The sequence below is a fragment of the Myxococcus llanfairpwllgwyngyllgogerychwyrndrobwllllantysiliogogogochensis genome (genome assembly GCF_006636215.1).
Taxonomy (GTDB): domain Bacteria; phylum Myxococcota; class Myxococcia; order Myxococcales; family Myxococcaceae; genus Myxococcus; species Myxococcus llanfairpwllgwyngyllgogerychwyrndrobwllllantysiliogogogochensis.
The window spans coordinates 1-22,172 of record NZ_VIFM01000058.1; the positions used below are offsets into that span (position 1 = coordinate 1).

Genomic DNA, 22,172 nt, shown 5'->3' on the forward strand with positions numbered 1-22,172 from the left:
TGTATAAGAGACAGTTTTTGGGGGGGATGAGCAGGACCAGGAGGAGGCGCGGACCGAGCTCCTCCTGGGTGACGACCTGGATTTCCAGATCGCCAGTTATTGAGATTCACGGCGCGAGGGTTCGGGGAAACGCATCATGCTGGCGGATGGCGTCGGGGGACGACCATCCACCTCAATCGGATGGCGTCGTAGTGGTGGGGGAGACGACGCGCAGGACCAAGTGGGTCGTGGGGGGCGTCATCCGAAGAGGGCCAGGTGCGGCGGACGAGGGAGCAGGTGGCAGGACGCGCCCCAGGTCCTCCGCCTCCGGAGTCTCCAAGGGCTCCGGGGGTGGGGGACTTCGGCGTTGGAGGGACGGGAGCTAGGGTGTGACTCCAGCTCGACTCGGAGTCCCCCATGACCCTGCTGAAGTGGGCGGCCTTGCCGCTCTTGTTCTTGGCCGCCTGTACCGGACCGCGGTGCGCGGCACAGAAAGCTGAAACGCCCCAGCTGTTGTCCCTGTCCCAGCAGATTGCGCTGCGGGAGGACTGGCTGGACAAGCGCCATGGCCTGCTGCTGGAGATGATGCGGCGGCACGGCGTGGGCATGTGGATCATCGTCAACGAGGAGTTCAACGATGATCCGCTGACGCAGTTCGTGGCACCGCCGCGTCCGTACGCGGGCAACCGGGACATCTTCGTCTTCGTGGATGCGGGAGCGGAGGGCCTGAAGCGCGTGGCGCTGACGGGCTACGCGGAGGAGTCCATCCTCAAGTTCTTCGAGGCACCCGAGGAGGGCCAGTCCGCCCCCGAGGCCTTGAAGTCGCTGGACTCGCGCTACCAACCCAAGGCGATTGCACTGGGCATCGGCGGCAAGCGGGGCGTGACGCGCAGCCTGACGAAGGATGGCTATGCCTACCTCCTGGACGCGTTTGGCGCGGAGGCGGAGGCGCGCTTCGTGAGCGCGGCGCCGCTCATCGAGGAGTACCTGGACACGCGGCTGCCCGAGGAGTGGGAGCCCTACAAGGGGATGGTGGAGTTGACGGACGCCATCGTGAAGGAGGCCTTCTCCTCGAAGGTCATCGTGCCGGGGAAGACGACGGTGGGGGACGTGCGCCGCTGGCTCTACGACAGGCTGGGCGCGCTGGGCGTGGGCACGTGGTTCCAGCCGGACATGCGCGTGCAGCGCAAGGGCGGCATCCCCGCGAAGTCCCGAGGCTTCCTCGCGGTGGCGAAGGAGGAACTGGTCATCGAGCGCGGCGACCTCATCCACGTGGACTTCGGCATCAGCTACCTGGGGCTGCACACCGACTGGCAGAAGATGGCCTATGTGCTGCGCGACGGTGAGACGGACGCGCCCGAGGGCCTGAAGAACGCGCTGGCGAACACGAACGCGCTCCAGGACGTGTTGATGGTGCGGGCCTCCCGGCCGGGCCGCTCGTCCGCGGATGTGTATGACGAGACGATGGCGGAGATGACGGCGCGTGGCATCGAGGCGCAGGTGTACAGCCATCCCCTGGGCAACCACGGCCACGCGCTGGGCGCCTCCATCGACTTCCGCTCGTCCACGCGCAAGGACACACCGAAGCCGTTGCGAGAAGGCTCATACATCGCCATCGAGCTGAACACGGCCACGCCCGTGCCGGAGTGGGACGGACAGAAGGTGGCGGTGATGGAGGAGGACCCGGCCTACCTCACGCAGGAAGGCTGGAAGTTCTTCGTGCCGCGGCAGGAAGCCTTCTACCTCATCAAGTAGAGGGGCTTCAGAACGCCACGCCCAACCCCATCCCCAGTGCCCACATGCGTGAGGCGCTGGGCGCGGGGCTCGACTCGGGAGCGCCCAAATCGATGCGCACGCCGGCCCGAGCGAACGCGGGGCCGAGCCGCACGCGGACGAAGGGCTCCAGGGAGAGCTGGGAGTCCTCTCCGTCCCACGTCGCCTCGGTGAGGTGGGGCGAGACGACCTGGGCGCGCACGCCGGGCTCGAGCATTCCAAGGCCGAGCGAGGCCTCCACGCTGGCCTGCGCGACGAAGTGGGTGTCGCGCGCGGAGCGGGACACGGGCATGAGCATGCCGAGCGCCACGTCGGCGCGGGCCTGGAAGCCGGGCAGGTCCACACCCACGGCCATGGGCAGCACCACGGACGTGGTGTCGAGCGCCCACAGCCACGGGTCCGCCAGCCCCCGCACGGCGGCGGCGGTGGCGTAGTTGACGCCCTCCGTCTCGACCCTCCGGGAGCCGATGATGTCGGCGTCCTCATGGCGGGCCAGGGGCAGGGCGACGCCCGCGCCGATGCGGACGAACAGGCTGTCATCCGCGAACGTGCGGACATGGTGCAGGCCCACGAGCAGGTTGGACGAGCCAACGTGGCTCGTCGTGCCCTCCACGCCACCCTCGGGTTTCAGCGCGGTGTAGGGCAGCCCCCAGTCGAGCCGGAGCTGACCGTGCTCGGAGACACGGAAGCCGGCGGCGAGGGTGGGCGAGACGTGGCGCGTGGAGACGTGCCGCAGTCGGGGCGCGGAGGAGAAGGTGACGGAGGTGGCGAGGAAGTTGTCGGGCTCGCGCACCTGCGCCCCGGCGCGCATCCCGGTCAGGAGCAGGGCGGTGGCGACGAGCCACGCGGCGCTCCAGCGGTGAAGCACGAGGGTGCGGTGAGGCGTAGGCATGGCGGTGGTCCCGTCGAAGGCCCGTCCGGCTCACGGCCCCCCTTCTTCGTGGAACACCGATGAAGACGCCGAGCGTCACCACCCTTGACGCATGGGCGTGCTTTTTTCCGCGCCGCCCTCGGCTTCATCAGTCCGGGCCCGCCGCCCCGCTGACGTCGGCCCAGGTGAGGCCGAAGCGCGCGAGGTACTTCTTGAGGCGGTCCGCGTCATTGACGCTCGCCTTCCTCGCGCGGGATTGGGAGAACAGCACGCGCCCGGCTTCGGACAGCGAGCGCACGCCCTGGCAGACTCCCAGCACGTCCGCGAGCTGCACGCGGTCGAACCTGTCCAGCTCCTGGGCCAGCGCTTCACCCAGCACCTCGGCGACGCGGTCTGCGGAACCCACGGGCTGCAAAGGCCCGGGGCGCGAGCCTCCCGTGCGCCACTGCGCGCGCAGTCGCTCCAGCTCCTCGTCGACCACGTCGCGGGTGATGCGGCCTCCGGGCGCGAGCGTGGCCATGCGCAGCACGGCGGCGTTGAGGTCGCGGAAGTTGCCGGACCACCGGGCATCGGGCGACGTGGCGAAGCGCAGGAAGCGCTCCTGGGCCTCCTTGTTGAAAGTGATGCGCGCGCCCATCGCCTCCGACGCCTTGTCCAACTCGTAGAGGAGATTGGGCGGGATGTCCTCCGGACGCTCGCGCAGGGCGGGCAGCCGGAAGGTCCACAGGTTGATGCGCGCGAGCAGGTCCTCCCGGAAGCGCCCCTGCTCGACGTCCCCCTGTAGGTCCCGGTTGGTGCCGGCGATGAGCTGGAAGTCGCTCTCCACTTCCCGGTCCGAGCCCACGGGCAGGAACCGCTTGTCCTCCAGCGCGCGCAGCAGCATGGCCTGCTCGTCCGCGCCCAGCTCGCCAATCTCGTCGAGGAAGAGCACGCCGCCGTGGGCCTGTCTCAGCAGGCCGGGCCGGTCCTGCAGCGCTCCGGTGAAGGAGCCCTTCACGTGGCCGAAGAGCGCGGACATGGCGCCGTCACCGCGCAGGGTGGCGCAGTTGAGGTCCACGAACGGCCCGCTGACGGTGCCGCGAGTCTTCTTGAGCGTGTAGACGCGCCGGGCCAGCTGGGATTTGCCCGCGCCCGTGGGGCCGGTGATGAGCAGTGGCGCTCGCGACTGGGTGGCCACCTGCTCGATTCGCTCGATGATGCGGTTGAAGGCGGCGTTGCGCGTGTCGATGCCGGCCTTGAGGAAGGACAGGCCCTCGCGTTGCTCCTGTTGGAAGCGCGTGGCCAGCGTGTCGTAGCGCGACAGGTCCAGGTCGATGAGCGTGTGCGTGCCCGCGCCCGTGCCAGTTCTGTCCCGCCCAGCCGGTGACAGCTGCACCAGTCGGCCGGGGATGAGCCGGCTCTCCACCAGGAGGAACATGCAGATCTGCGCGATGTGCGTGCCCGTGGTGATGTGGACGAGATAGTCCTCCTCCTCCGGGTTGAAGGGGTAGGCGCGCACGTAGTCGAGCAGCGCGCCGTAGGTCTCCTCCAAGTCCCACGGGTTCTTGATGTCCAGCGGCGTGGCGCGCACGGACGTCTCCGGAGACACCTGGCGGATGTCGCCCACCAGCGTGCCCGCGAGCGCCGCCGCTCCAGGCGGGTGCAGCAGCTCCAGCCGGTGAACGACGAGGTCGTCCTGCTGGCACAGCGCCACCGTGGGCCGCCACTTCGTCCACCGCCCGGGGCCCTGCCCCGTGTCCAGCGTCGTCCCGAGCATCCCCAGGACCACCGTCTGCTTCGCCCGTGTCTTCGCCATTCGAATAGGACTTTATCCCAAGGGATATGGATGACCAGCCGCCTCGGGGCGCTTCCCTCGGAGAAAGGGTTGGCACGCCGGCTGCTCTACGTCCCTCCGTGCCCGGGAAACAGAGCCCGGGCGAACGACCGAAAGGTGAAGGCCATGGAGCGCAACAAGGTGAGCTACGAGGTGCTGTCGGACGAGGCGGGTCGCCCCATCAAGTCGTGGACGATGGGAGTGCCGTTCGAGGACGAGGCCAAGAAGCAGCTCCGGAACCTGCGCGGCCTGCCCTTCATCCACAAGTGGGTCGCGGTGATGCCGGACGTGCACCGCGGCTACGGCGCGACGGTGGGAAGCGTCGTCCCCACGGTGGGCGCGGTGGTGCCGGCGGCGGTGGGGGTGGATATCGGCTGCGGGATGATCGCCGTGCGCACCACGCTGCGCGCGGACCAGTTGCCGGACTCGCTGCGTGGGGTTCGCTCGGCCATCGAGCGCGCGGTGCCGCATGGCCGCTCGGATAACGGTGGCCGTAACGACGTCGGCGCGTGGCGCGTGGCTCCGGCCTCGCATCAGCAGGTGTGGTCGCGGTTGATGGAGGGGTATGACCGCGTCGTCGCCAAGCACCCTCGCATCGGCCGTGGGCCGGACCTGGCGCACCTCGGTACGCTCGGGACGGGTAACCACTTCATCGAGCTGTGCCTGGACGAGTCGGATGGCGTGTGGCTGATGTTGCACTCCGGTTCGCGTGGCGTGGGTAACCGCATCGGCAGCTACTTCATCGAGCTGGCGAAGGAGGACATGCGCCGCTGGCATATCAACCTCCCCGACGCGGACCTGGCGTACCTGCCGGAGGGGACGGAGCACTTCGATGACTACGTCTTCGCGGTGAGCTGGGCGCAGGACTACGCGGCGATGAATCGCGAGCTGATGCTGCGAGGCGCGGTGGATGCCCTGCAGTTGAGCGGTGAGCTGCCTCCGTTCTCGCTGTCCGAGTCGGCGGTGAACTGCCACCACAACTACGTGGCGCGTGAGCACCACTACGGGAAGAACTGCTTCGTGACGCGCAAGGGCGCGGTGCGGGCGCGCGAGGGTGACCTCGGCATCATCCCCGGCAGCATGGGGGCGCGTTCGTACATCGTCCGAGGGAAGGGAAACGCGGACAGCTTCCATTCCTGCAGCCACGGCGCGGGCCGGGTGATGTCGCGTGAGGCGGCGAAGAAGCGCTTCACGCTGGAGGACCACGCGAAGGCGACGGCGGGCGTGGAGTGCCGCAAGGACGTGGACGTGATTGACGAGACGCCGGCGGCGTACAAGCCCATCGATGCGGTGATGGCGGCGCAGTCGGACCTGGTCGAAGTGGTCCACACGCTCAAGCAGGTCGTCTGTGTGAAGGGGTAGCCGAAGGACCACGACAACCCCCAACACGCGAGGTGGCCATGCCGGGATGACGACACCGAGGCGCCCGTTCCCCCCAAGAGGCCGAAAGGCCGCCAGTGGTGGGGGAGCGGGCGCCGCTATTTTGGGAAGGGTGTCAGAATGCCTGGGCGGAGCCGTGAGGCGTGGGAAAAGCAGGAGACGAGACACATGCTGCGCATCGATGGTTCAAGGGGAGAGGGCGGCGGCCAGGTGCTGCGCACGTCGCTGGCGTTGTCGCTGGTGACGGGGACGCCTTTCACGATGACGAACATCCGCGCGGGCCGCGCGAAGCCGGGCCTGTTGCGCCAGCACCTGACGGGCGTGAAGGCCGCGGAGGCGGTGGGCGCGGCGGAGGTGTCCGGCGCGGAGCTGGGCTCGAAGGAGCTGACGTTCCGTCCGCGCGCGCTGGCAGCGGGCAGCTACCACTTCGCGGTGGGTACGGCGGGCAGCGCGACGCTGGTGCTGCAGACGGTGCTGCCCGCGCTGCTGGCCGCGACGGAGCCGTCCACGTTGAGGCTGGAGGGCGGGACGCACAACCCGGCGGCGCCGCCGTTCGACTTCCTCGCCCGGGCGTACCTGCCGATTCTGCGCAAGCTGGGGCCGACCGTCACGGCGACGCTGGAGCGTCCCGGCTTCTTCCCGGCGGGTGGCGGGAAGTTCCACGTGGACGTGCGGCCGGCGCCCATGAAGCCCCTCTCGCTGCTGGAGCGGGGGCGGGTGCTGCGCCGCGACGCGAAGGCGGTGGTGGCGATGATTCCCTTCGACGTGGCGAAGCGGGAGATGGAGACGGCGGGGGCACTGCTCAAGTGGCGTCCGGACGAGCTGCGGGTGGAGGAGCTCAAGCGCACCACGGGCCCGGGCAACGCGCTGGTGGTGGAGGTGGAGAGCGAGCACGTCACCGAGGTCTTCACGGCCTTCGGAGAGCGAGGCAAGCGCGCGGAGGTCGTGGCGGAGGAAGCGGCCGGCGAGGTGAAGCGCTATCTGAACGCGGAAGTCCCGGTGGGCGAGCACCTGTGCGACCAGTTGCTCCTGCTGTTCGCGCTGGCGCGGGGTGGGGAGTTCCGCACGCTGCCACTGGACGGGCACTCGGTGACGCAGTTGGAGACGATGGCGCACTTCCTCGACGTGAAGGTGGACGTGCGCGAGGTGTCCCGCGAGGTGCGCGAGGTGGTGGTGCGCGGCTGAGCCCTCCGTCGAAGGCGTCCTCCAGGTTCCGGCCGCACCTGGAGGACGCGCGTGCCACGTGAGTGATGTCGACGCCGTGGCAGTGCTCCCGGCTCTGGGAGAGAAACTCCATGCCGGTGAAGGCCGCCCACGCGGACTCGTGGGGAAGGGCACCCCGGGTGTCGGTGACTCACCCGGGGGGCCCGATGCGTCAGGGGCGTCGGCGGACGATTTCGTTCTGACTCGAGATGCCCCAGACGGTGCCGTCCGAGGCCGCCGAGATTTGTTTCAAGGTGCCGGTCCTGGGCGTCCAGGCGGAGCCGCTCCACTGGAAGACATTGCCCGCGGGGTTCAGGGCCCAGATGACGGACGCGCTGCCGACGGAGACGTAGTTCATCCCGGGCGGGATGTTGAACGTCCACTCGGTGCCGTTCCAGCGCAGCACGCGCAGGCCATCCGGAGGATTGGTGGCCCACAGCTCGCCATCGGTGCCGACGGAGATGCGTTCCACGCAGCAGCGCTTCGGGGACCAGGCGGAGCCGGTGTATTGGTACAGGGTGTTGTCATTGCCCAGGCCCCACACCGTGTTCGCATTGGCGATGGTGACCTGCTTCATCCCAGCCGGGATGTTGAAGGTCCACCGCGTGCCGTCCCATCGCAACACCCGCATGCCGTCCGGAGGGTTGGTGGCCCACAGTTCACCATCGGCCGCGGCGGCCAGTTCGGTGACGCAGCAGCTCTGATTGACCCACGTCGAGCCATCCCACTTCCAGTGTCGCCCCGTGGTGTCCAGCAGCCAGACGATGTTCGACGCGCCCACGGCGACCTGCTTGGGCGTCGTCTGCGGCGGCGCCGGGATGACCACATATTCCGAATCGGGCGGGACGATGAGCGAATACAGCATCTTGTTGGGCGAGCCCTTCACGTCCTGGATGACGTTCGCCGTGCCTCCATTCAGCACGGCCTGCGACACCTGCGTGGGTGTCGCGGTGGGGTTCTTCTCCAGATAGAGCGCGGCCACGCCCGCGACATGGGGCGACGCCATGGAGGTGCCGCTGAGGTCCCGCGTTCCGGTGTCGGACGTGTTGCTCGTGGACCGGATGCCCACGCCGGGCGCGAAGAGGTCCACGCAGGCACCCCAGTTGGAGAACGTGGCGCGCCGGTCCTGGATGTCGGAGGCCGCCACCGTGAGGGCCTCTGGCGTGCGGGCCGGACTCGACTGACAGGCATCCGCATCGCTGTTGCCGGCCGCGAGGACATACGTGATGCCCGCGTTGATGGAGGCCCGCACGGCGTCGTCCAGCAGGGAGTAGGCGCCACCGCCGAGGCTCATGTTCGCCACCGCCGGCTTCTGGTGGTTCTTGGTCACCCAGTTGATGCCGTTGATGATGCCGCTGTAGCTGCCTCGGCCGTCACAGGCCAGCACCCGCACCGGGTGCAGCCGGCTATTCTTGGCGACGCCCCACGTCATGCCGCCAATGGTGCCCGCCACATGGGTGCCGTGGCCCTGGCAGTCATTGGTGCCGTTCCCATCCGCGATGGCCGTCATGCCTCCACTGACACGGCCTCCGAAGTCCGCGTGTGACGCTCGGATGCCGGTGTCGAGGACGTACACGTGCACGCCCTGGCCGGTGGTGGTCTGCTCGTAGCGCTGGTCCAACGCCAGAGGATGGGAGTCGAGCCGGTCCAGGCCCCAGGGCGCATTGGTCTGCACGGCCTCCACGTCGACATAGCCATCCTGGCCGAGCGCGATGACGCGCAGGTCGCTGGCGATGACGGTGGCGGAGGCGTCGGTCAATCCGTTGGCCGAGAAGCCGAGTGAGCCCGCGTCGAAGTAGGCGAGGATGGTGCCACCGAAGCGTTGCGTCAGGTATTGCGCCACGGTTTGGACCTGGTCGGGTGTCACCAGGGTTGGGTCGAAGAAGAAGAGGTATTGGCCCGCGATGGCGTTGGCGGGACGGACGATGGGGGGCGGTGGATGGGTGGGCGGCGATGGGTCACAGTCGTGGAACTGGGTGCCGGTGACCAGCATGGCCCCCAGCATGAGACGCGAGGATGCCTGTCGAAACGAGAGCAGCATGGCGAGTCAATCCAATGGGGTGCGGGTTGACGCGAGCCGAGCCGCGCTCGCGCGGAGACTCCGCATTCCAAGTCCCGGGCCATGCGGCGCGCGGTTTCGCGTGCGAGGGATTGTAAGTGCTTGGCGCGTGCTCACGCCTGGCGCGACGTGCGTCATCCCGAATGGACGCGTCATTCCTGGGGCTCGTGGTGAACACTGACGCGTCAGTCGTGAAATGAGACACATCCTCGGTGTCGCGTGGCTCGCATTTCCCAGCCTCCTGGGGTGGTGAGTGAGCGCTTGCGCCCAGGGGACGCGCTCGCCTGAAGCCCTGCCGGGCATGCGGGAATGAAGCGGTCCTGGCTGGCTCGGGGCCTTGGCCGCGCGACAGGGGATGCGCGGAGGCATCAACCCAAGATGGCCGAGGTTCCCGAAGTCGAAATCATCGCCCGGGACTTGCGACAGGCAGTCGTGGGGCGCCGAATCACTGACGTCGAAGTGCTCCTCCCGGAGGCGGTTCGTTTCCCGTCGCCGCCGGAGTTCATCGCCTCGCTGCGGGGTCGGTGCATTACCGGTGCGCGTCGTCGGGCGAAGTTCATCCTGCTGTCGCTGGACGACGGACAGACGCTCGCGTTGCACTTCATGCTCTGGGGCACGTTGTCGCTGCGGCCCGTGGGAAGTGAGTCGCCACCCGAGAGTCTGGTTGTCATGACACTTGATGGGGAGGAGGCGCTCTGGCTCACGGACACGCTGGGGTATGCGCGTGTGGCGGTGGCCCGCACCGCCGAGCTGACCTCGCGCCTGAAGCTCGAGGAGCTGGGACCGGAGGTGCTCGACGACGACTTCACCTCGGACCACCTGGCGCGTCGGTTGTCACGTCGCAGAAGCCCGCTCAAGACGGTGCTGCTCAATCAGCGTGTCGTCGCGGGGCTGGGGAATCGGGACGCGGACGAGAGCCTGTGGAAGGCGGGGTTGGATCCGCGTCGCCTGGCGGCTTCCCTCTCTCGTGACGAAGTGATGCGGTTGCATCGTGCCATGCGCGTGGTGCTCGAAGAGGGGCTGTCGCTCCGGGGCACGCAGCGGGATTTGTTCGGCGTGAAGGGACAGGCGAAGCACCGGCGCAATGTCTTCGAGCGCACCGGCGCGCCGTGTCCCAGTTGCGGCACGCCGATTACCCACGCTCGGGTCGGCGGCCGGAACACGCATTGGTGCGTCCGGTGTCAACCCGAGTCAGGGGCACCCTCGGGACCGACGCAGGGGGTGTTGCTGTGACACTGGGGCCACGGTGTGGCAGAGCCTGCGGCGCGAGTCGGTCATTCGGGGTCGGATGACAGCTCCGCCACGGCGGACCTGGCCTGCTCCAGGAAGGCCCGCGTCCGCTCTGTGGCTGTCGTCTTCCGTGTGAAGGCAGTGCTCCGCTTCGCGACACGGCCAGGGCGCCGAACCTTCAATCCCACCCAGTCACGGAGAAGGATCACTTCGATGAGCCACTGATGGCGACTCAGGCGCAGCTCCCTGAAGGCGAGCTCGGTGAGTCCCTCCTCCGTGAGGGTTTCTTGCGTAGGTCGACTCATGGGGCGTGAACCGAATCGGCTTGAGCGGTCTCCTTGCGAGTGTATCCCCAGAAGACTCGCTGGGGGCCATCGGCGCCGCTTCTCTCGCGCGGAAGAGGCGCCTTGGACGTGCGCGGCCCCAGCTGCACTCCCCACCGCTCCGCTGTTATGAAGCAGGTGTGTCCGACGTCACCGAGTCCACACCGTCGCCGCTCGACTCCGCGCTGGCCCGCGCCAGTGAGGAGCTGGGCCTGCCCAGCTACTACCAGTCCTGTGTGCGCCCGCTGCTGCGCAACCCCGAGGGCCGCTGGCCCCGGTGCTGTGGCGGCGGCTGTGAGCCGTGCGCCCAGACGCTCATCCAGGTGGCGCTGCGCACCCTGGAGATTCTGGGCACACCGCGACAGGCCCCTCTTCCGGACTGAGTCCACACATGGCTTCCGCCCCTCCGCTGTTGCTCGTCGACGACGACGCCGCCTTTCGCAAGGTCTACGGCAGCCTGCTGCGCGACGCGGGCTATGAGGTGGTGGAGGCAGCGGACCGTCCCTCCGCCCGCGCCGCCTTCGATGCGCGGCCCTTTCCCCTCGTCCTGCTCGACTTGATGCTGCCTCCGGATGGCAGCGTCTCCTCGGGCCTGGCGGGACTGGCGGCGTTGCTCGACGCTCGGCCGGGCACCAAGGTCATCGTCGTGTCCGGGGTGGGCGATACGCGCCACTCGCTGGAGGCGATTCGCCTGGGCGCGTACGACTTCCTCACCAAGCCCGTGGACCCGGACGTGCTGCTCGTCGTCGTGCAGCGCGCGCTGGCCCGTGTGGCGCTGGAGCGCCAGGTGGAGGCGCTGCGCACGTCCCTGGAGCGGGCCGCGGGCGACGCGGCCATGGTGGGGCAGAGCGCTTCGTTCCTCGCCGCCCTCTCCCTGGCCGAGCGCGTGGCCGCCAGTGACTTGCCCGTGCTCGTCACCGGTGAGAATGGCACCGGCAAGGAGCTGCTCGCGCGCATGGTGCACCAGAAGAGTCGGCGCCATGCGGGCCCCTTCATCCCCGTCAACTGCGGCGCGCTGCCGGAGACCTTGCTGGAGAGCGCGCTCTTCGGCCACGTGAAGGGCAGCTTCACCGGTGCGACGCGAGATCATCGGGGTCTCTTCGCGGAGGCGGACGGAGGCACCCTGTTCCTGGACGAGCTGGGGGACATGACGCCGTCGCTCCAGGTGAAGGTGCTGCGCGCGCTGGAGACAGGAGACATCCTGCCGGTGGGCGCGGACCTGCCCGTGCACGTGGACGTGCGCCTCATCTCGGCGACTCATCGAGACCTGGGACGCATGCTCCAGGAGGGCGCCTTTCGCGAGGACCTCTACTGGCGCGTCAAGGGCGTGGAGCTCCGCCTGCCGCCGCTGCGCGAGCGCGCCTCGGACCTGCCGCTCCTGGCCAAGCACTTCCTCAACCAGTGCGCGCACCTGTGTCCGGATGGCCGGGCGAGGTTGCTGTCGGATGCCGCCGCGGAGTCGCTCGCCGCGCACGGTTGGCCGGGCAACCTGCGCGAGCTTCGTCACGAGATGCAGCGCGCGACGGTGTTGGCCGGAGAGCGCCGCGAGCTTCAGCCCGAGGACCTGTCCTTCACCGGCAGCGAGCGTCCTCGCGCGAGCACCCCGGGCGCCACCACGCTGGCCGCCAAGGTGGAGGCGCTGGAGCGCCGCGAAATCGAGGACGCGCTGAAACGCTTCGGTGGCAACCGCACGCACTCCGCGGAGGCCCTGGGATTGTCGCGACAGGGCCTGCTCAAGAAGCTGGAGCGCTTCGGGCTGACGTGAGTCAGAAGAGGCGTGCGCCCAGGCCCGCCTTCAGTGCCCAGCCCAGCCTCGTGTCGGAGAGGCCCGCGCGCTCCTGGAAGGTCTCCGTGCCCAACTGCCCCGCGAGCAGCACGGACACGTTGTTGCCCAGGTACACCTCGACGCCGCCACCGCCCAGCGCCTGGAAGCGCAGCGACTTCGACTTCGAGATGCCGATGTCCAGGGGCAGGTCCACCAGCCCCAGGATTGTCACTGTCTCGGCCACCCGCCAGCCGGCGATGAGCCCCGGAGACAGTCGCAGCATCACGCCCGAGAAGTTCTGGTCGTCCATGTACGTGGAGCCGGAGTTGAACACCACGCCCAACCCCAGCGTCGGCGCCAGCGACACCGAGCCCCGCTCCAGCACCTTCAGCCGCCCCACCAGCTCCAGCGCGGCGGACAGCTGGAACCAGTTGAGCCGCGCTCGCGCCTCCAGCTCGAAGCTGGAGATGCCCTGGCGAAACCCCACGCCAATCTCCGGCGCACCCGCGTAGCCGTACAGCGCCGTCGTCCCGGCCGGCAGCGTCACCGGCGCAATCACGGCCCCGAGCGGATCCTCCTCGGACGAGACGGGCGCCTGCTCGACGGTGACGCGCCCCTCCTCTCCGGGTTGCGCGGCCGTCGCCTGCTGGGCGGCGGAGGCGGAGGTCAGCAACAGCGCGGACACCAGGAGCCAGGAAGAGACCGAGCGCGTCATGCCGCGCACCCTACCGCGACCTGTTTGTTACCGAAACTCAACGATTCCGAGGACTTGTGTCCAGGTTGCCAATCTATCAAGCTTCGCTGGAATAATTCGGTATCCATGACTCCCGCGCTTACACAGCTCTCCGCGCGCAATGACCCGACGGCGTCGGTGCCGTCGGAGGTTGGCGCGCGTCGTCGAGGGGGGCGGAGTCGGGCGCGGGTGCTGCTGGTGGACTCGGACGCGGGCGCGCAGTCGGCGCTGGCGGCGGCGCTGGTGGAGGCGGGCTTCGAGGCGCTGCTGGTGGGTGGGGCGCAGGCGGCGCTGGATGCGCTGGCTCCAGACGGCCCCTTGCCGAGGCTGGTCATCGCGGACGTGGAGCTGCCGGATGGCGATGGCTTCAGTCTGTGCGGACAGATTCGCGCGGACGTGCGCACCGCGCACCTGCCGGTGTTGTTGCTGGCGCGGCGCGAGGAGGATTTCCACCGCGACCTGGCCGGTGGCGTGGGCGCGGACGACTACCTGACGCGCCCGTTGGACGTGGAGGACGTGGTGTCGCTCGCGCGGCTCAAGTCGGGGTATGCGACGGGCGCGGCGACGTTCGAGTCACATACCGCGAGGCTGGCCCTGCCGAGGGTGACACGGGCGCTGCTGGCGGGCGTGCGCTCCGGGCGGCTCGTCCTCGCGGAGGGCGAGGGCTGGTTCTCCTTCCGCCATGGCCTGGTGGTGGACGCCATGTTTCATGGCGAGCGCGGCAGCCTCGCGTTCCGCCGGCTGCTGGGTTTCGCCAGCGGCGCGTACGCGGTGGCGCTGGGGCCCGAATTGCACAAGGGCTCGTTCACCATGGACCGCGCGCACCTGTGCGAGGCGGTGTTGCCGGCGCTGGAGCGCTTCGAGGCGCTGAGGGCGCGCGGCCTGCCGCTGGCCTCGCGGCTGACGGTGGACTTCGCGAGGCTGGCGGAGGAGCTACCCGCGCTGCCCGAGGACGTGGGCGAGGTGGTGCGTCTGTTCGATGGGCGACGCACGGTGCGCGCCGTGCTGCTGGAGTGCCTCTACCCGGAGGCGGTGGCGTACGAGGCATCCACGCGCCTGTTCGCGCTGGGCGTGCTGGTGCCCGCGTGTTTCATCGAGGAGCGGGAGCGCGCGCGCGGAGGCTCGGGAGTGCCTGGCTTCTTCGAGCCCGTGCCCTCGGTGGACCCGGTGCCCGGGGTGTCGCGAGGAGATGCGGACTGAGGGTTTGACTCCGCGCCCCGGGCTGGGAGACAAGGCCGCCCAGAGGCGACACCTTCCATGTCCGGTCACAATCGGTGGTCGAAGATCAAGCGCCAGAAGGCCGCGATGGGCGCGACCAAGGGCAAGCTCTACTCGAAGGTCGTTAAGGAGATCACCGTCTCCGCGCGACTCGGGGGAGGAGACCCCGCTGGCAATCCGCGTCTGCGTGTGGCGCTGGGCCTGGCCCGTGAAGCCAACATCCCCAAAGACACCGTCGAGCGTGCCATCAAGAAGGGCACCGGCGAGTTGGAAGGGGAGCGCTACGAAGAGGTGATGTACGAAGGCTACGGCCCCGGCGGCGTGGCCGTCCTCGTCGAGTGCGTCACCGACAACCGCAACCGCACCTCGGCCGACGTGCGCTCGACGTTCGGTCACCACGGCGGCAACCTGGGCGCCGAGGGCGCGGTGGCCTGGATGTTCCAGAAGAAGGGAATCGTCACCGTCAAGCCCGGCCCCGAGGAGGACGCGGTGCTGGAGAAGGCGCTGGAAGCGGGCGCCGAGGACGTCGTGCCCCAGGGCGCGGACGGCTTTGAAGTTCGCACCGCGCCAGTGGACCTGCATACGGTGGCCACGGGCCTGGAGTCCGGGGGCCTGCCGGTGGGCGAGCAGAAGTGGGCGTACCTGCCGCAGAATACCGTCCAGCTCGACGGCGATAATGCGAAGAAGATGCTCAAGCTGATGGACGCGCTCGAGGACAACGATGACGTGCAGAACGTCCACGCGAACTTCGAGATCGACGAGTCCCTGATGGAGTCCCTGTCGCAGTAGCGGCGGGGCGAACGGAGCGAACGGTGCGCGTTCTCGGAGTAGACCCTGGCAGCCGCTTCATGGGCTACGGGGTGGTGGAAGAGAAGCGAGGCCGACTGGTGCATGTGGGCCACGGCGTCATCAAGGTGGATGAATCAGCGCCCCTGGCCTTTCGCCTGAAGGAGCTGCATGCCGGGCTGAGCGCGCAGCTCGCGATCTTCCGTCCGGAGGCGGTGGCGGTGGAGGGCCTGTTCACCTTCCGCAATGCCCGGAGCGCGTTGGTGCTGGGGCACGCGCGCGGCGTGGCGCTGCTGGCGGCGGCCCAGGTGTCGCTGCCCGTCTTCGAGTACGCGCCCGCGAAGGTGAAGAAGTCGGTGGGCGCCGGCGGCGCGGACGGCAAGGACGCGGTGGCGCGGATGGTGCGGACGTTCCTGCAACTGGAAGCCAAGGACCTGGGGCGCGCGGACGCGAGTGACGCCCTGGCCGTGGCGCTGTGTCACCTCAACCATGGTCGCGCCGCCGTTCCCACGGCGAGCACGGCTGGCAAGAAGCGCAAGGGCGCCGCGGCGCTGCTCGCGGACAGACTGGCGCCGTCCTATCGGCGCCCGGAGGCGGGATGATCGCTCGGCTGCGTGGCGTGGTGCTGGAGAAGGATGCCGAGGGCGCCGTCATCGACGTGCAGGGCGTGGGCTACCTGGTGAACTTCTCCACGCTGGCTCTGGGGAAGCTTCCGCCGGAGGGCCAGACGGTGGACGTGCGCGTGCGCACCGTGGTGCGCGAGGACGCCTTCGACCTGTTCGGCTTCCTGACCCGGGCGGAGGAAGAGCTCTTCCTGCTGCTCAACGGCGTCTCCCGCGTGGGGCCGCGCATGGCGCTGGGCGTGCTGTCCGGCATGGAGGTGCCGGAGCTGGTGGCGGCCCTGTCTCGCGGTGAGGTGGCGCGCCTGGCGAAGATCCACGGCGTGGGAAAGAAGACCGCCGAGCGACTGGTGCTGGAGCTGAAGGACAAGATGAAGAACGTCCACCTGGAGGCAGTCTCCCGGGGGACGGCGCCCATTCCGGTGAGCGGGCCTCAATCCGACCTTGTCTCCGCCCTGCTCAACCTTGGCTACAAGCCCCCGCAGGCGGAAAAGGCCGCGGAGCTGGCCACCAGCAGGCTGGGTGCCGACGCGTCCTTCCAGGTCCTCTTCCGCGAGGCCCTCAAGTCCCTCAGGGCAGGCGCCTGATGTCTTTTGAACGTCCGCCGTCGCGGGTGTAGTCGGGTGGCCAAATCCGGACCTCCCTGACCAGCCCGCACAAGCTTCTTTCCTCTGAGAAATCGAAACGGTCCAGGGTCCGACGGGCCCTGTGTCGGCTCGGCGGCAAGTGTCGGCGCCCGTCGCAGGATGCCGGACAGCCTGGGCCGCCCCCTACCCGCAGTGGGTAGCCAGTTTCATCGACGGTGACACTTTCCAGTCACAGCGGTGGAGCCGAGTGCCCCACCCAGGACAAGGAGTTGCTCACATGAAGGCATGGCGTGGCGTCCCGGTGCTCGTGTCCGTTCTCGTCGGAAGTCTGGGCGGGGTGGGGTGTGGTCCGGCCTTCGAGTCGAGTGACGAACGGGGAATCGAGCGCGTGGCGTCCGCCCGGGCCTCGGTGGCTGCGGCGCCGGAGGAGGCGGACGCGGAGGTGACGGCGCGTCGGGCCTGTGGGACGGACCCGGTGGGGCCGCCGGGTTCAAAGCCGGAGTGGCTGGCGCGGGGCGACGGGCGGCTGTTGTTCAGCGCGGAGGCGGTGGGTCAGGGGCGCGAGCTGTGGAGCAGTCCGGGTCGCTCGGGCTGCGCGGGCGTGGTGAAGGACATCCGTCCGGGGACCATGGGCTCGGTGCCGCGCTTCCTGACGCCGCTGGAGCCGTGGGTGCTCTTCGTCGCGGATGACGGCCAGCACGGGCCCGAGCTGTGGCGCACGGACGGCACGGAAGCGGGCACGGTGATGGTGAAGGACCTGCTGCCCGGCGAGCGCGGCTCGGCCCCGCGGGCGCTCACGAGGGTGGGCGACTGGCTCTACTTCACCGCGGAGGACTTCGAGCACGGCCTGGAGCTGTGGCGCACGGACGGCACGGAGTCAGGCACGCGGCTGGTGCACGAGTTCGTCCCGGGGCCCGGCTCGCTCCAACTGGTGTCGCTGACGGCGTGGGGGAAGCGCCTCGCCCTGGTGTCGTACTCGCCCGAGGCCGCGGTGCTGTGGGTGGTGGAGGCGAATGGCCAGGCGCGCGTGCTCTACCAGTCGGCGGTGGGGGTGCTGCTGTCGCTGACGGCGTCGGAGCGGCGCCTGTTCTTCCTGCGGGACACGGGGATGGATATCGCGGAGCTGTGGGTGACGTCGGAGCGGCCGGGCTCCGCGACGCGGGTGCGGGACTTCACCGGAGAGTTCCCCTCGTACCTCACGGCGATGAATGGCTCGGTGTTCTTCCTGGCCGGCGCGGATGGCTACTTCGGAGAGCAGGGCGACACGCTCCACGGGGGCGAGCTGTGGCGCAGCGACGGCACTGTGTCGGGCACGCGGCTGGTGCGCGACATCTGGCCGGGGCCCAAGGGCTCGCTGCCATCGCACCTGGTGGTGATGGATGGCGTGCTGTACTTCGCGGCGGATGACGGCTGGCGCGGGCGCGAGCTGTGGCGCAGCGACGGCACGCTCCTGGGGACGTGGATGGTGTGGGACCTCCAGTGGGGCCCGGAGGGCAGCGAGCCGGAGCAGTTGGTGGCGGAGAACGGCTGGCTGTTCTTCTCCGCGAAGACGGCCCTCCACGGGCGCGAGGCGTGGTCCAGCGATGGGTGGTTGTGGCGCACGCGCCGGCTGACGGACATCGCGCCGGGGACGTCGTCGTCGGACCCTCGCTCGTTCGTGCGCTCGGGCTCGGAGGTCTTCTTCCTGGCCGGAGAGGCGCCGGCGGACGAGGCGCTGTGGGCGGTGCCCCTGCGTCCCGCCTGGCCCTGCGCTAACGGGGCGGCCTCGGACGCGCGAGGCTGCTGACGTCAGGCCGCGCGCCGGCTGGCGGGCGTGGGCCGCACGTCGCCGAAGTTGGGCGCGGGCAGGACGATGGTGGGGGCAAGCCCCGGCGAGAGCAGGTGCGAGGTCAGGAGCGAGGAGGGGTGGAAGTTGATGAACGCCCCCTCCACCGCGGAGTGCCCGGCGAAGAGCTTCTCCACGACCATGGACGAGTACTGCGAAAGCGAGTCCTCGCGCGTGTTGCCGTTGAGCACGACTTCCCAGCCCATGTGCTCGGCGAAGCGGCGCACGCCGGGGATGGCGGACAGGAGCGGCGTGTAGCTCTCCGTGGCCACGCCGTTCTCGCTGACGACGAACACCTCGCGCGAAGTGGCCACCGCCAGCGACATGTTGCCGCGCGTGTGGCCCGGCGTGCTGAGGATGGCCGCGCCCACGCCCAGCCACGTGTCCCCGTCGAGCAGCACCACGCGCTCGGCGGGGATGTCTGCGCCACCGGGGACGAACCACACCGTCTGCATGGGGTGCAGGTCCTTCACCATCTCCCACTCCGCGCGCTGCACCAGCAGCTTCGCCCGGGGGAAGTACGCCGACACGCCGTCTCCCCCCAGCCACCCGCGCAGGTCCTGGATGTGCAGATGGTCGAAGGCCAGGTAGTCCACGTCCGCGGGCGTCAGCCCCAGCGAGGCCAGGTGGCTCTGCACCGTGCCGTGCCGGGTGGACATGAGCTTGTCGGAGACGAAGCCGCCGTAGCGCTCGCGCAGCGCGTGGTAGAACGGCGCGGCCACGCCCCGCTCGTAGTCGGACGGGTTGAAGAGCAGCGTGCGTCGCTCGCCCTTCGCGTCGACGAACTGCACCACCTGCATGCGGTTGGTCATCATCACGTACGGCGCGGGTGACAGCGCCGCCCCGCTGAAGGCGAACTGCGCGGGATAGGGAAACGTGACGAGCTCGCAGGTGGCCACCGCCGCCACGGGACCTTCCTGGACGAAGCGCTCGCGGGCCTCGAGCGCCGCGCGGCGCAGCCTCTGCAGACGCAGGCCCGGCAGGGGCTCGGAGTGGGCCTCGGCGAGGAAGGGCAGGGGGCGGAACGCGGGGCTCTGGCTCATGGTTTCACCGTGACAGCGAGAGGTCGAAGACCGGCGCGACGAACGGAGCGCACGGGCCATGTTCTCCGGCCCGGTGGCGGGGATGCCAGGCAACGTCGGCGTGTTTCACTCGAGCGTCCGCCAGTCCACACGCCTGCCCAGGCACCAGGGAACGCGGCGTCGAAGCCCGTCATGACGGTGGGTGCTCCCTGGCCTGCTGGGCGTCCCCGAGTCCAGCCCGAGGATGTGGGCGACACGCGCGGCCTTCCTGTATAGGGTCCCATGGTCATGGCGAGGAAGTCCGACACTCTCTCCGAAGAGGTCCTCCCGGAGGACGTCCGGCTCGAGGCCTCCCTGCGTCCGCGCTCGTTCCACGAGTACGTGGGACAGGGGCTCGTCGTCGAGAAGCTCAAGGTGTACGTGCAGGCGGCTCGCAGTCGGGGCGAGGCCCTGGACCACTGCCTGTTCTCCGGCCCCCCGGGCCTGGGCAAGACGTCGCTGGCGCACATCATCGCCAACGAGCTGGGCGTGGGCATCCACGTGACGAGCGGTCCCGCGCTAGAGCGCAAGGGCGACCTGGCGGGCCTGCTCACCAACCTGAACGAGCGCGACGTCCTCTTCATCGACGAAATCCACCGGCTCAACGCGGCGGTGGAGGAGTACCTCTACCCGGCGATGGAGGACTTCCGGCTGGACATCACCATCGACACGGGGCCGGCCGCCCGGGCGATGAAGATTGATTTGCCGCCCTTCACGCTCATCGGCGCGACGACGCGCACGGGCCTGCTCACCTCGCCCTTGCGTGACAGGTTCCAGATTCAGGAGCGGCTGGAGTACTACGACGCCGCGTCCCTGGAGCTCATCCTCCACCGCTCCGCGCGCATCCTCGGCATCCCCCTGGAGAAGGAGGCCGCCCACGAGGTGGCCACCCGCTCGCGCGGCACGCCCCGCATCGTCAACCGGCTCTTGCGCCGGCTGCGCGACTTCGCGGAGGTGGAGGGCAACGGGAAAATCACGCTGGAACTGGCGAAGAAGTCCCTGGACCGGCTGGGCGTGGACGCCAGCGGCCTGGACTCCATGGACCGCAAAATCCTGCTCACCATCCTGGACAAGTTCGGCGGCGGTCCGGTGGGCGTGGAGACCATCGCCGCCAGCGTGGGCGAACAACGCGATACCATCGAGGACGTGTACGAGCCCTTCCTGATGCAGGAGGGCTTTCTGCAGCGCACGCCCCGGGGCCGGATGGCCACCCACCGCACCTACCAGTATTTCAAGAAGCAGCCACCGCCCACGCCCCAGGGCAGCCTCTTCTGAAACCCGCGAGCCATGAGCCAGGCCACCTCCCCCGCGTCTCCCGCTTCCGGACCCACCACCCTCCGCGTCGCGCGTGACTTCTACGCGGACCTGATGCGGGCCTCCCAGACGTCGCGCGCGGGCTTCCTCGCCGAGCGTGAGCGCTGGCTTCGCGGCGTCCCCGTGGACGGCCGGGAGGAGCTGCTCTTCGAATTCGAGATGCTCCTGCGCGCGGTGGAGCGCTACCTCAACCTCACCGCCGTGGTGGACGCCAAGGACCGGCCGCTCGTCACCCGCGACTTCCACGAGGAGCTGGTGGACGTGCGCGACGCCATGGACCGCGCCATCCGTGTCGCACGTCACCTCCAGGACCCGGACAGCGACCAGAAGATGGTCTTCCGCAAGTACGTGGAGACCCAGCTCGCGGATGACCGGGTGCGTCGCGCACTCATCGAGGAGGAGCTGGACCAGGAGACGCCGTCGGAGAGCCTCTTCGTGCTGCGCGAGGACCTGGACGCGCTGCGCAACCTGCTGGACCACCTGCTCCAACTGCCCACCGCGCGGCTCAACCTCTTCCAGGACCTGGGCAAGCTGGCCCTGAAGGAAATCGTCCTCAACCGCTACTTCCGGCCCTTCCGGCCGCTGGAGTTCCGCGTCGAGTACGACCGGCTGCGCTCGGTGCGCCTGTTGGATCTGCTCGTGGGGATGCCGGAAGAGCAGCGCGCCGGCTTCTCCACCGCGTTCCTGGGGCTGTTCCGGCTGCTGCACTACCTGGCCTACGTGGACGCGGAAGGCACGCCGCCCGTGCCCCGGCGGGTGCGCGTGCTGCTGGCGCTGGTGCGCAGTGAGACGCACGCGCTGGCCACATGGCTGCACGCGGAGCTGTCGCCCAAGGCGGGCTCCAAGGCGCTCCAGGCCGCGGCCCTGCGGACGGCGCGGGATTTGGCCAAGGAGTCGGAGCGCATCGGCCGCGAGGTGCTGGCCCACGTGGACAAGGAGCCTGACGCGCCCGCGCGCGCCACCGCCGCCTTCAGGTCGCTGTTGCGCACCCAGGTCGTCGCGCTGGTGGAGGCCCTGGCCCCCAATGGCGGCCTGTCCGACGACGTCTTCGACGCGCTGGTGAGTCCCCAGGACGCCGCGCTGCGGCTGCGCAAGGACCTGTGGGTGTACGCCCAGCTGTGCCGCTCCGCGGAGGGGTTCCTGCGCGCGGAGGACGTGCCCGCCGCGGAGCGCTCCCTGGACGCGCTGAAGACCTTCCTCGCGTACTTCCACGACGGCGGCTACCAACTGCTGCGCTACTCGGATTACGACGCCTTCGACCGCTTCACCGCGCTCCTGGTGGAGCTGCCCTGGCCGCCCGAGGGCCCCGGCATCCGCAGCCGGCTCGCCGAGGACCTGCGCCGCTTCAGCCAGACGCTGGAGTCCACCTTCCACTCCGTCAGCCGCCGCACCCTCCTCCAGGGCAGGGGGTTCGACCGCCAGGAGGCCGAGGCGCTCCGCGATCGCTTTGTCGCGGTCCCGACTCGCTGACCCTCACGTGGGGGGAGAAAATCGACCCACGCCCACTCGCCCCGTATGACGCAACCCCCCACGGGGTGTGCTCGTACGGGGCGTGTTTGCTTCCAGCCAGTTCCTTGCGCTATGGACGCCCCCGTGTTGCATGGAAGACACGCTTCGTTGCGAAGCGCGTCA

Annotated in this window: 18 protein-coding genes; 13 read left to right on the forward strand and 5 right to left on the reverse strand. The window is 69.4% G+C overall.

Going from position 1 to position 22,172, the window contains the following annotated elements; all coding sequences use genetic code 11:
• Positions 1-396 precede the first annotated feature (396 nt).
• Positions 397-1,734 (forward strand): M24 family metallopeptidase, encoded by a 1,338-nt coding sequence (locus tag FJV41_RS16705; protein WP_141643491.1) that lies wholly within the window; start codon positions 397-399, stop codon positions 1,732-1,734.
• Between the two features lie 7 nt (positions 1,735-1,741).
• Here the strand turns inward: FJV41_RS16705 and FJV41_RS16710 are convergent, their stop codons facing one another.
• Both FJV41_RS16710 and rtcR read right to left on the reverse strand, forming a co-directional pair.
• Positions 1,742-2,644 (reverse strand): hypothetical protein, encoded by a 903-nt coding sequence (locus FJV41_RS16710; RefSeq protein ID WP_141643492.1) that lies wholly within the window; start codon positions 2,642-2,644, stop codon positions 1,742-1,744.
• A 127-nt stretch (positions 2,645-2,771) separates the two neighbouring features.
• A complete protein-coding gene (rtcR, locus tag FJV41_RS16715; protein ID WP_141643493.1) occupies positions 2,772-4,418 on the reverse strand; it encodes an RNA repair transcriptional activator RtcR in 1,647 nt (548 codons plus the stop codon).
• A 144-nt stretch (positions 4,419-4,562) separates the two neighbouring features.
• Between rtcR and FJV41_RS16720 the strand changes: the two genes are divergently transcribed.
• Positions 4,563-5,798: an RtcB family protein gene (locus tag FJV41_RS16720; protein ID WP_141643494.1), complete on the forward strand. Its 1,236-nt coding sequence runs from the start codon at positions 4,563-4,565 to the stop codon at positions 5,796-5,798.
• A gap of 186 nt (positions 5,799-5,984) precedes the next feature.
• Positions 5,985-7,001: an RNA 3'-terminal phosphate cyclase gene (rtcA, locus tag FJV41_RS16725; protein ID WP_141643495.1), complete on the forward strand. Its 1,017-nt coding sequence runs from the start codon at positions 5,985-5,987 to the stop codon at positions 6,999-7,001.
• Between the two features lie 190 nt (positions 7,002-7,191).
• Here the strand turns inward: rtcA and FJV41_RS16730 are convergent, their stop codons facing one another.
• Positions 7,192-9,060, reverse strand: coding sequence for a S8 family serine peptidase (locus FJV41_RS16730; RefSeq protein WP_220137867.1), 1,869 nt, complete (start codon positions 9,058-9,060; stop codon positions 7,192-7,194).
• Between the two features lie 396 nt (positions 9,061-9,456).
• On the opposite strand from FJV41_RS16730, the gene mutM reads away from it, so the two are divergent.
• The 3 genes from mutM to FJV41_RS16745 all read left to right on the forward strand — a co-directional run bounded on the left by mutM (position 9,457) and on the right by FJV41_RS16745 (position 12,396).
• Entirely contained in the window at positions 9,457-10,311 is an 855-nt protein-coding gene (gene mutM / locus FJV41_RS16735) for a bifunctional DNA-formamidopyrimidine glycosylase/DNA-(apurinic or apyrimidinic site) lyase (RefSeq protein ID WP_141643532.1), read from the forward strand.
• Between the two features lie 460 nt (positions 10,312-10,771).
• A complete protein-coding gene (locus FJV41_RS16740; protein WP_141643496.1) occupies positions 10,772-11,014 on the forward strand; it encodes a hypothetical protein in 243 nt (80 codons plus the stop codon).
• Positions 11,015-11,022: 8 nt separating this feature from the next.
• Positions 11,023-12,396: a sigma-54-dependent transcriptional regulator gene (locus FJV41_RS16745; protein ID WP_141643497.1), complete on the forward strand. Its 1,374-nt coding sequence runs from the start codon at positions 11,023-11,025 to the stop codon at positions 12,394-12,396.
• A 1-nt stretch (position 12,397) separates the two neighbouring features.
• On the opposite strand, the gene FJV41_RS16750 is transcribed toward FJV41_RS16745, so the two are convergent.
• Positions 12,398-13,111 carry a hypothetical protein gene (locus tag FJV41_RS16750; RefSeq protein ID WP_141643498.1) on the reverse strand — a complete coding sequence of 238 codons (714 nt, stop codon included), beginning with the start codon at positions 13,109-13,111 and terminating at the stop codon, positions 12,398-12,400.
• 105 nt (positions 13,112-13,216) lie between these two features.
• Here FJV41_RS16750 and FJV41_RS16755 point away from each other — a divergent pair, with 105 nt between their 5' ends.
• The 5 genes from FJV41_RS16755 (at position 13,217) to FJV41_RS16775 (ending at position 18,126) form a co-directional block, all read left to right on the forward strand.
• Positions 13,217-14,329 carry a response regulator gene (locus FJV41_RS16755; RefSeq protein WP_141643499.1) on the forward strand — a complete coding sequence of 371 codons (1,113 nt, stop codon included), beginning with the start codon at positions 13,217-13,219 and terminating at the stop codon, positions 14,327-14,329.
• A 57-nt stretch (positions 14,330-14,386) separates the two neighbouring features.
• Positions 14,387-15,136 carry a YebC/PmpR family DNA-binding transcriptional regulator gene (locus tag FJV41_RS16760; protein WP_141643500.1) on the forward strand — a complete coding sequence of 250 codons (750 nt, stop codon included), beginning with the start codon at positions 14,387-14,389 and terminating at the stop codon, positions 15,134-15,136.
• A 23-nt stretch (positions 15,137-15,159) separates the two neighbouring features.
• Complete coding sequence (gene ruvC, locus FJV41_RS16765; RefSeq protein WP_141643501.1) at positions 15,160-15,735, forward strand: crossover junction endodeoxyribonuclease RuvC; 576 nt, start codon at positions 15,160-15,162, stop codon at positions 15,733-15,735.
• Positions 15,732-16,340 carry a Holliday junction branch migration protein RuvA gene (gene ruvA / locus FJV41_RS16770; protein ID WP_141643502.1) on the forward strand — a complete coding sequence of 203 codons (609 nt, stop codon included), beginning with the start codon at positions 15,732-15,734 and terminating at the stop codon, positions 16,338-16,340. Before ruvC ends, ruvA begins: the two co-directional genes overlap by 4 nt.
• Positions 16,341-16,617: 277 nt before the next feature.
• On the forward strand, positions 16,618-18,126 hold the full coding sequence (locus FJV41_RS16775; RefSeq protein WP_141643503.1) for an ELWxxDGT repeat protein: 1,509 nt from the start codon (positions 16,618-16,620) through the stop codon (positions 18,124-18,126).
• A 2-nt stretch (positions 18,127-18,128) separates the two neighbouring features.
• On the opposite strand, the gene FJV41_RS16780 is transcribed toward FJV41_RS16775, so the two are convergent.
• Positions 18,129-19,208: an MBL fold metallo-hydrolase gene (locus FJV41_RS16780; protein ID WP_141643504.1), complete on the reverse strand. Its 1,080-nt coding sequence runs from the start codon at positions 19,206-19,208 to the stop codon at positions 18,129-18,131.
• A 261-nt stretch (positions 19,209-19,469) separates the two neighbouring features.
• Here FJV41_RS16780 and ruvB point away from each other — a divergent pair, with 261 nt between their 5' ends.
• The gene (gene ruvB, locus FJV41_RS16785) at positions 19,470-20,501 is read left to right on the forward strand and encodes a Holliday junction branch migration DNA helicase RuvB (protein ID WP_141643505.1); all 1,032 of its coding nucleotides are present in this window, start codon (positions 19,470-19,472) and stop codon (positions 20,499-20,501) included.
• Between the two features lie 12 nt (positions 20,502-20,513).
• Positions 20,514-22,010 carry a hypothetical protein gene (locus tag FJV41_RS16790; protein WP_141643506.1) on the forward strand — a complete coding sequence of 499 codons (1,497 nt, stop codon included), beginning with the start codon at positions 20,514-20,516 and terminating at the stop codon, positions 22,008-22,010.
• Positions 22,011-22,172 lie beyond the last annotated feature (162 nt).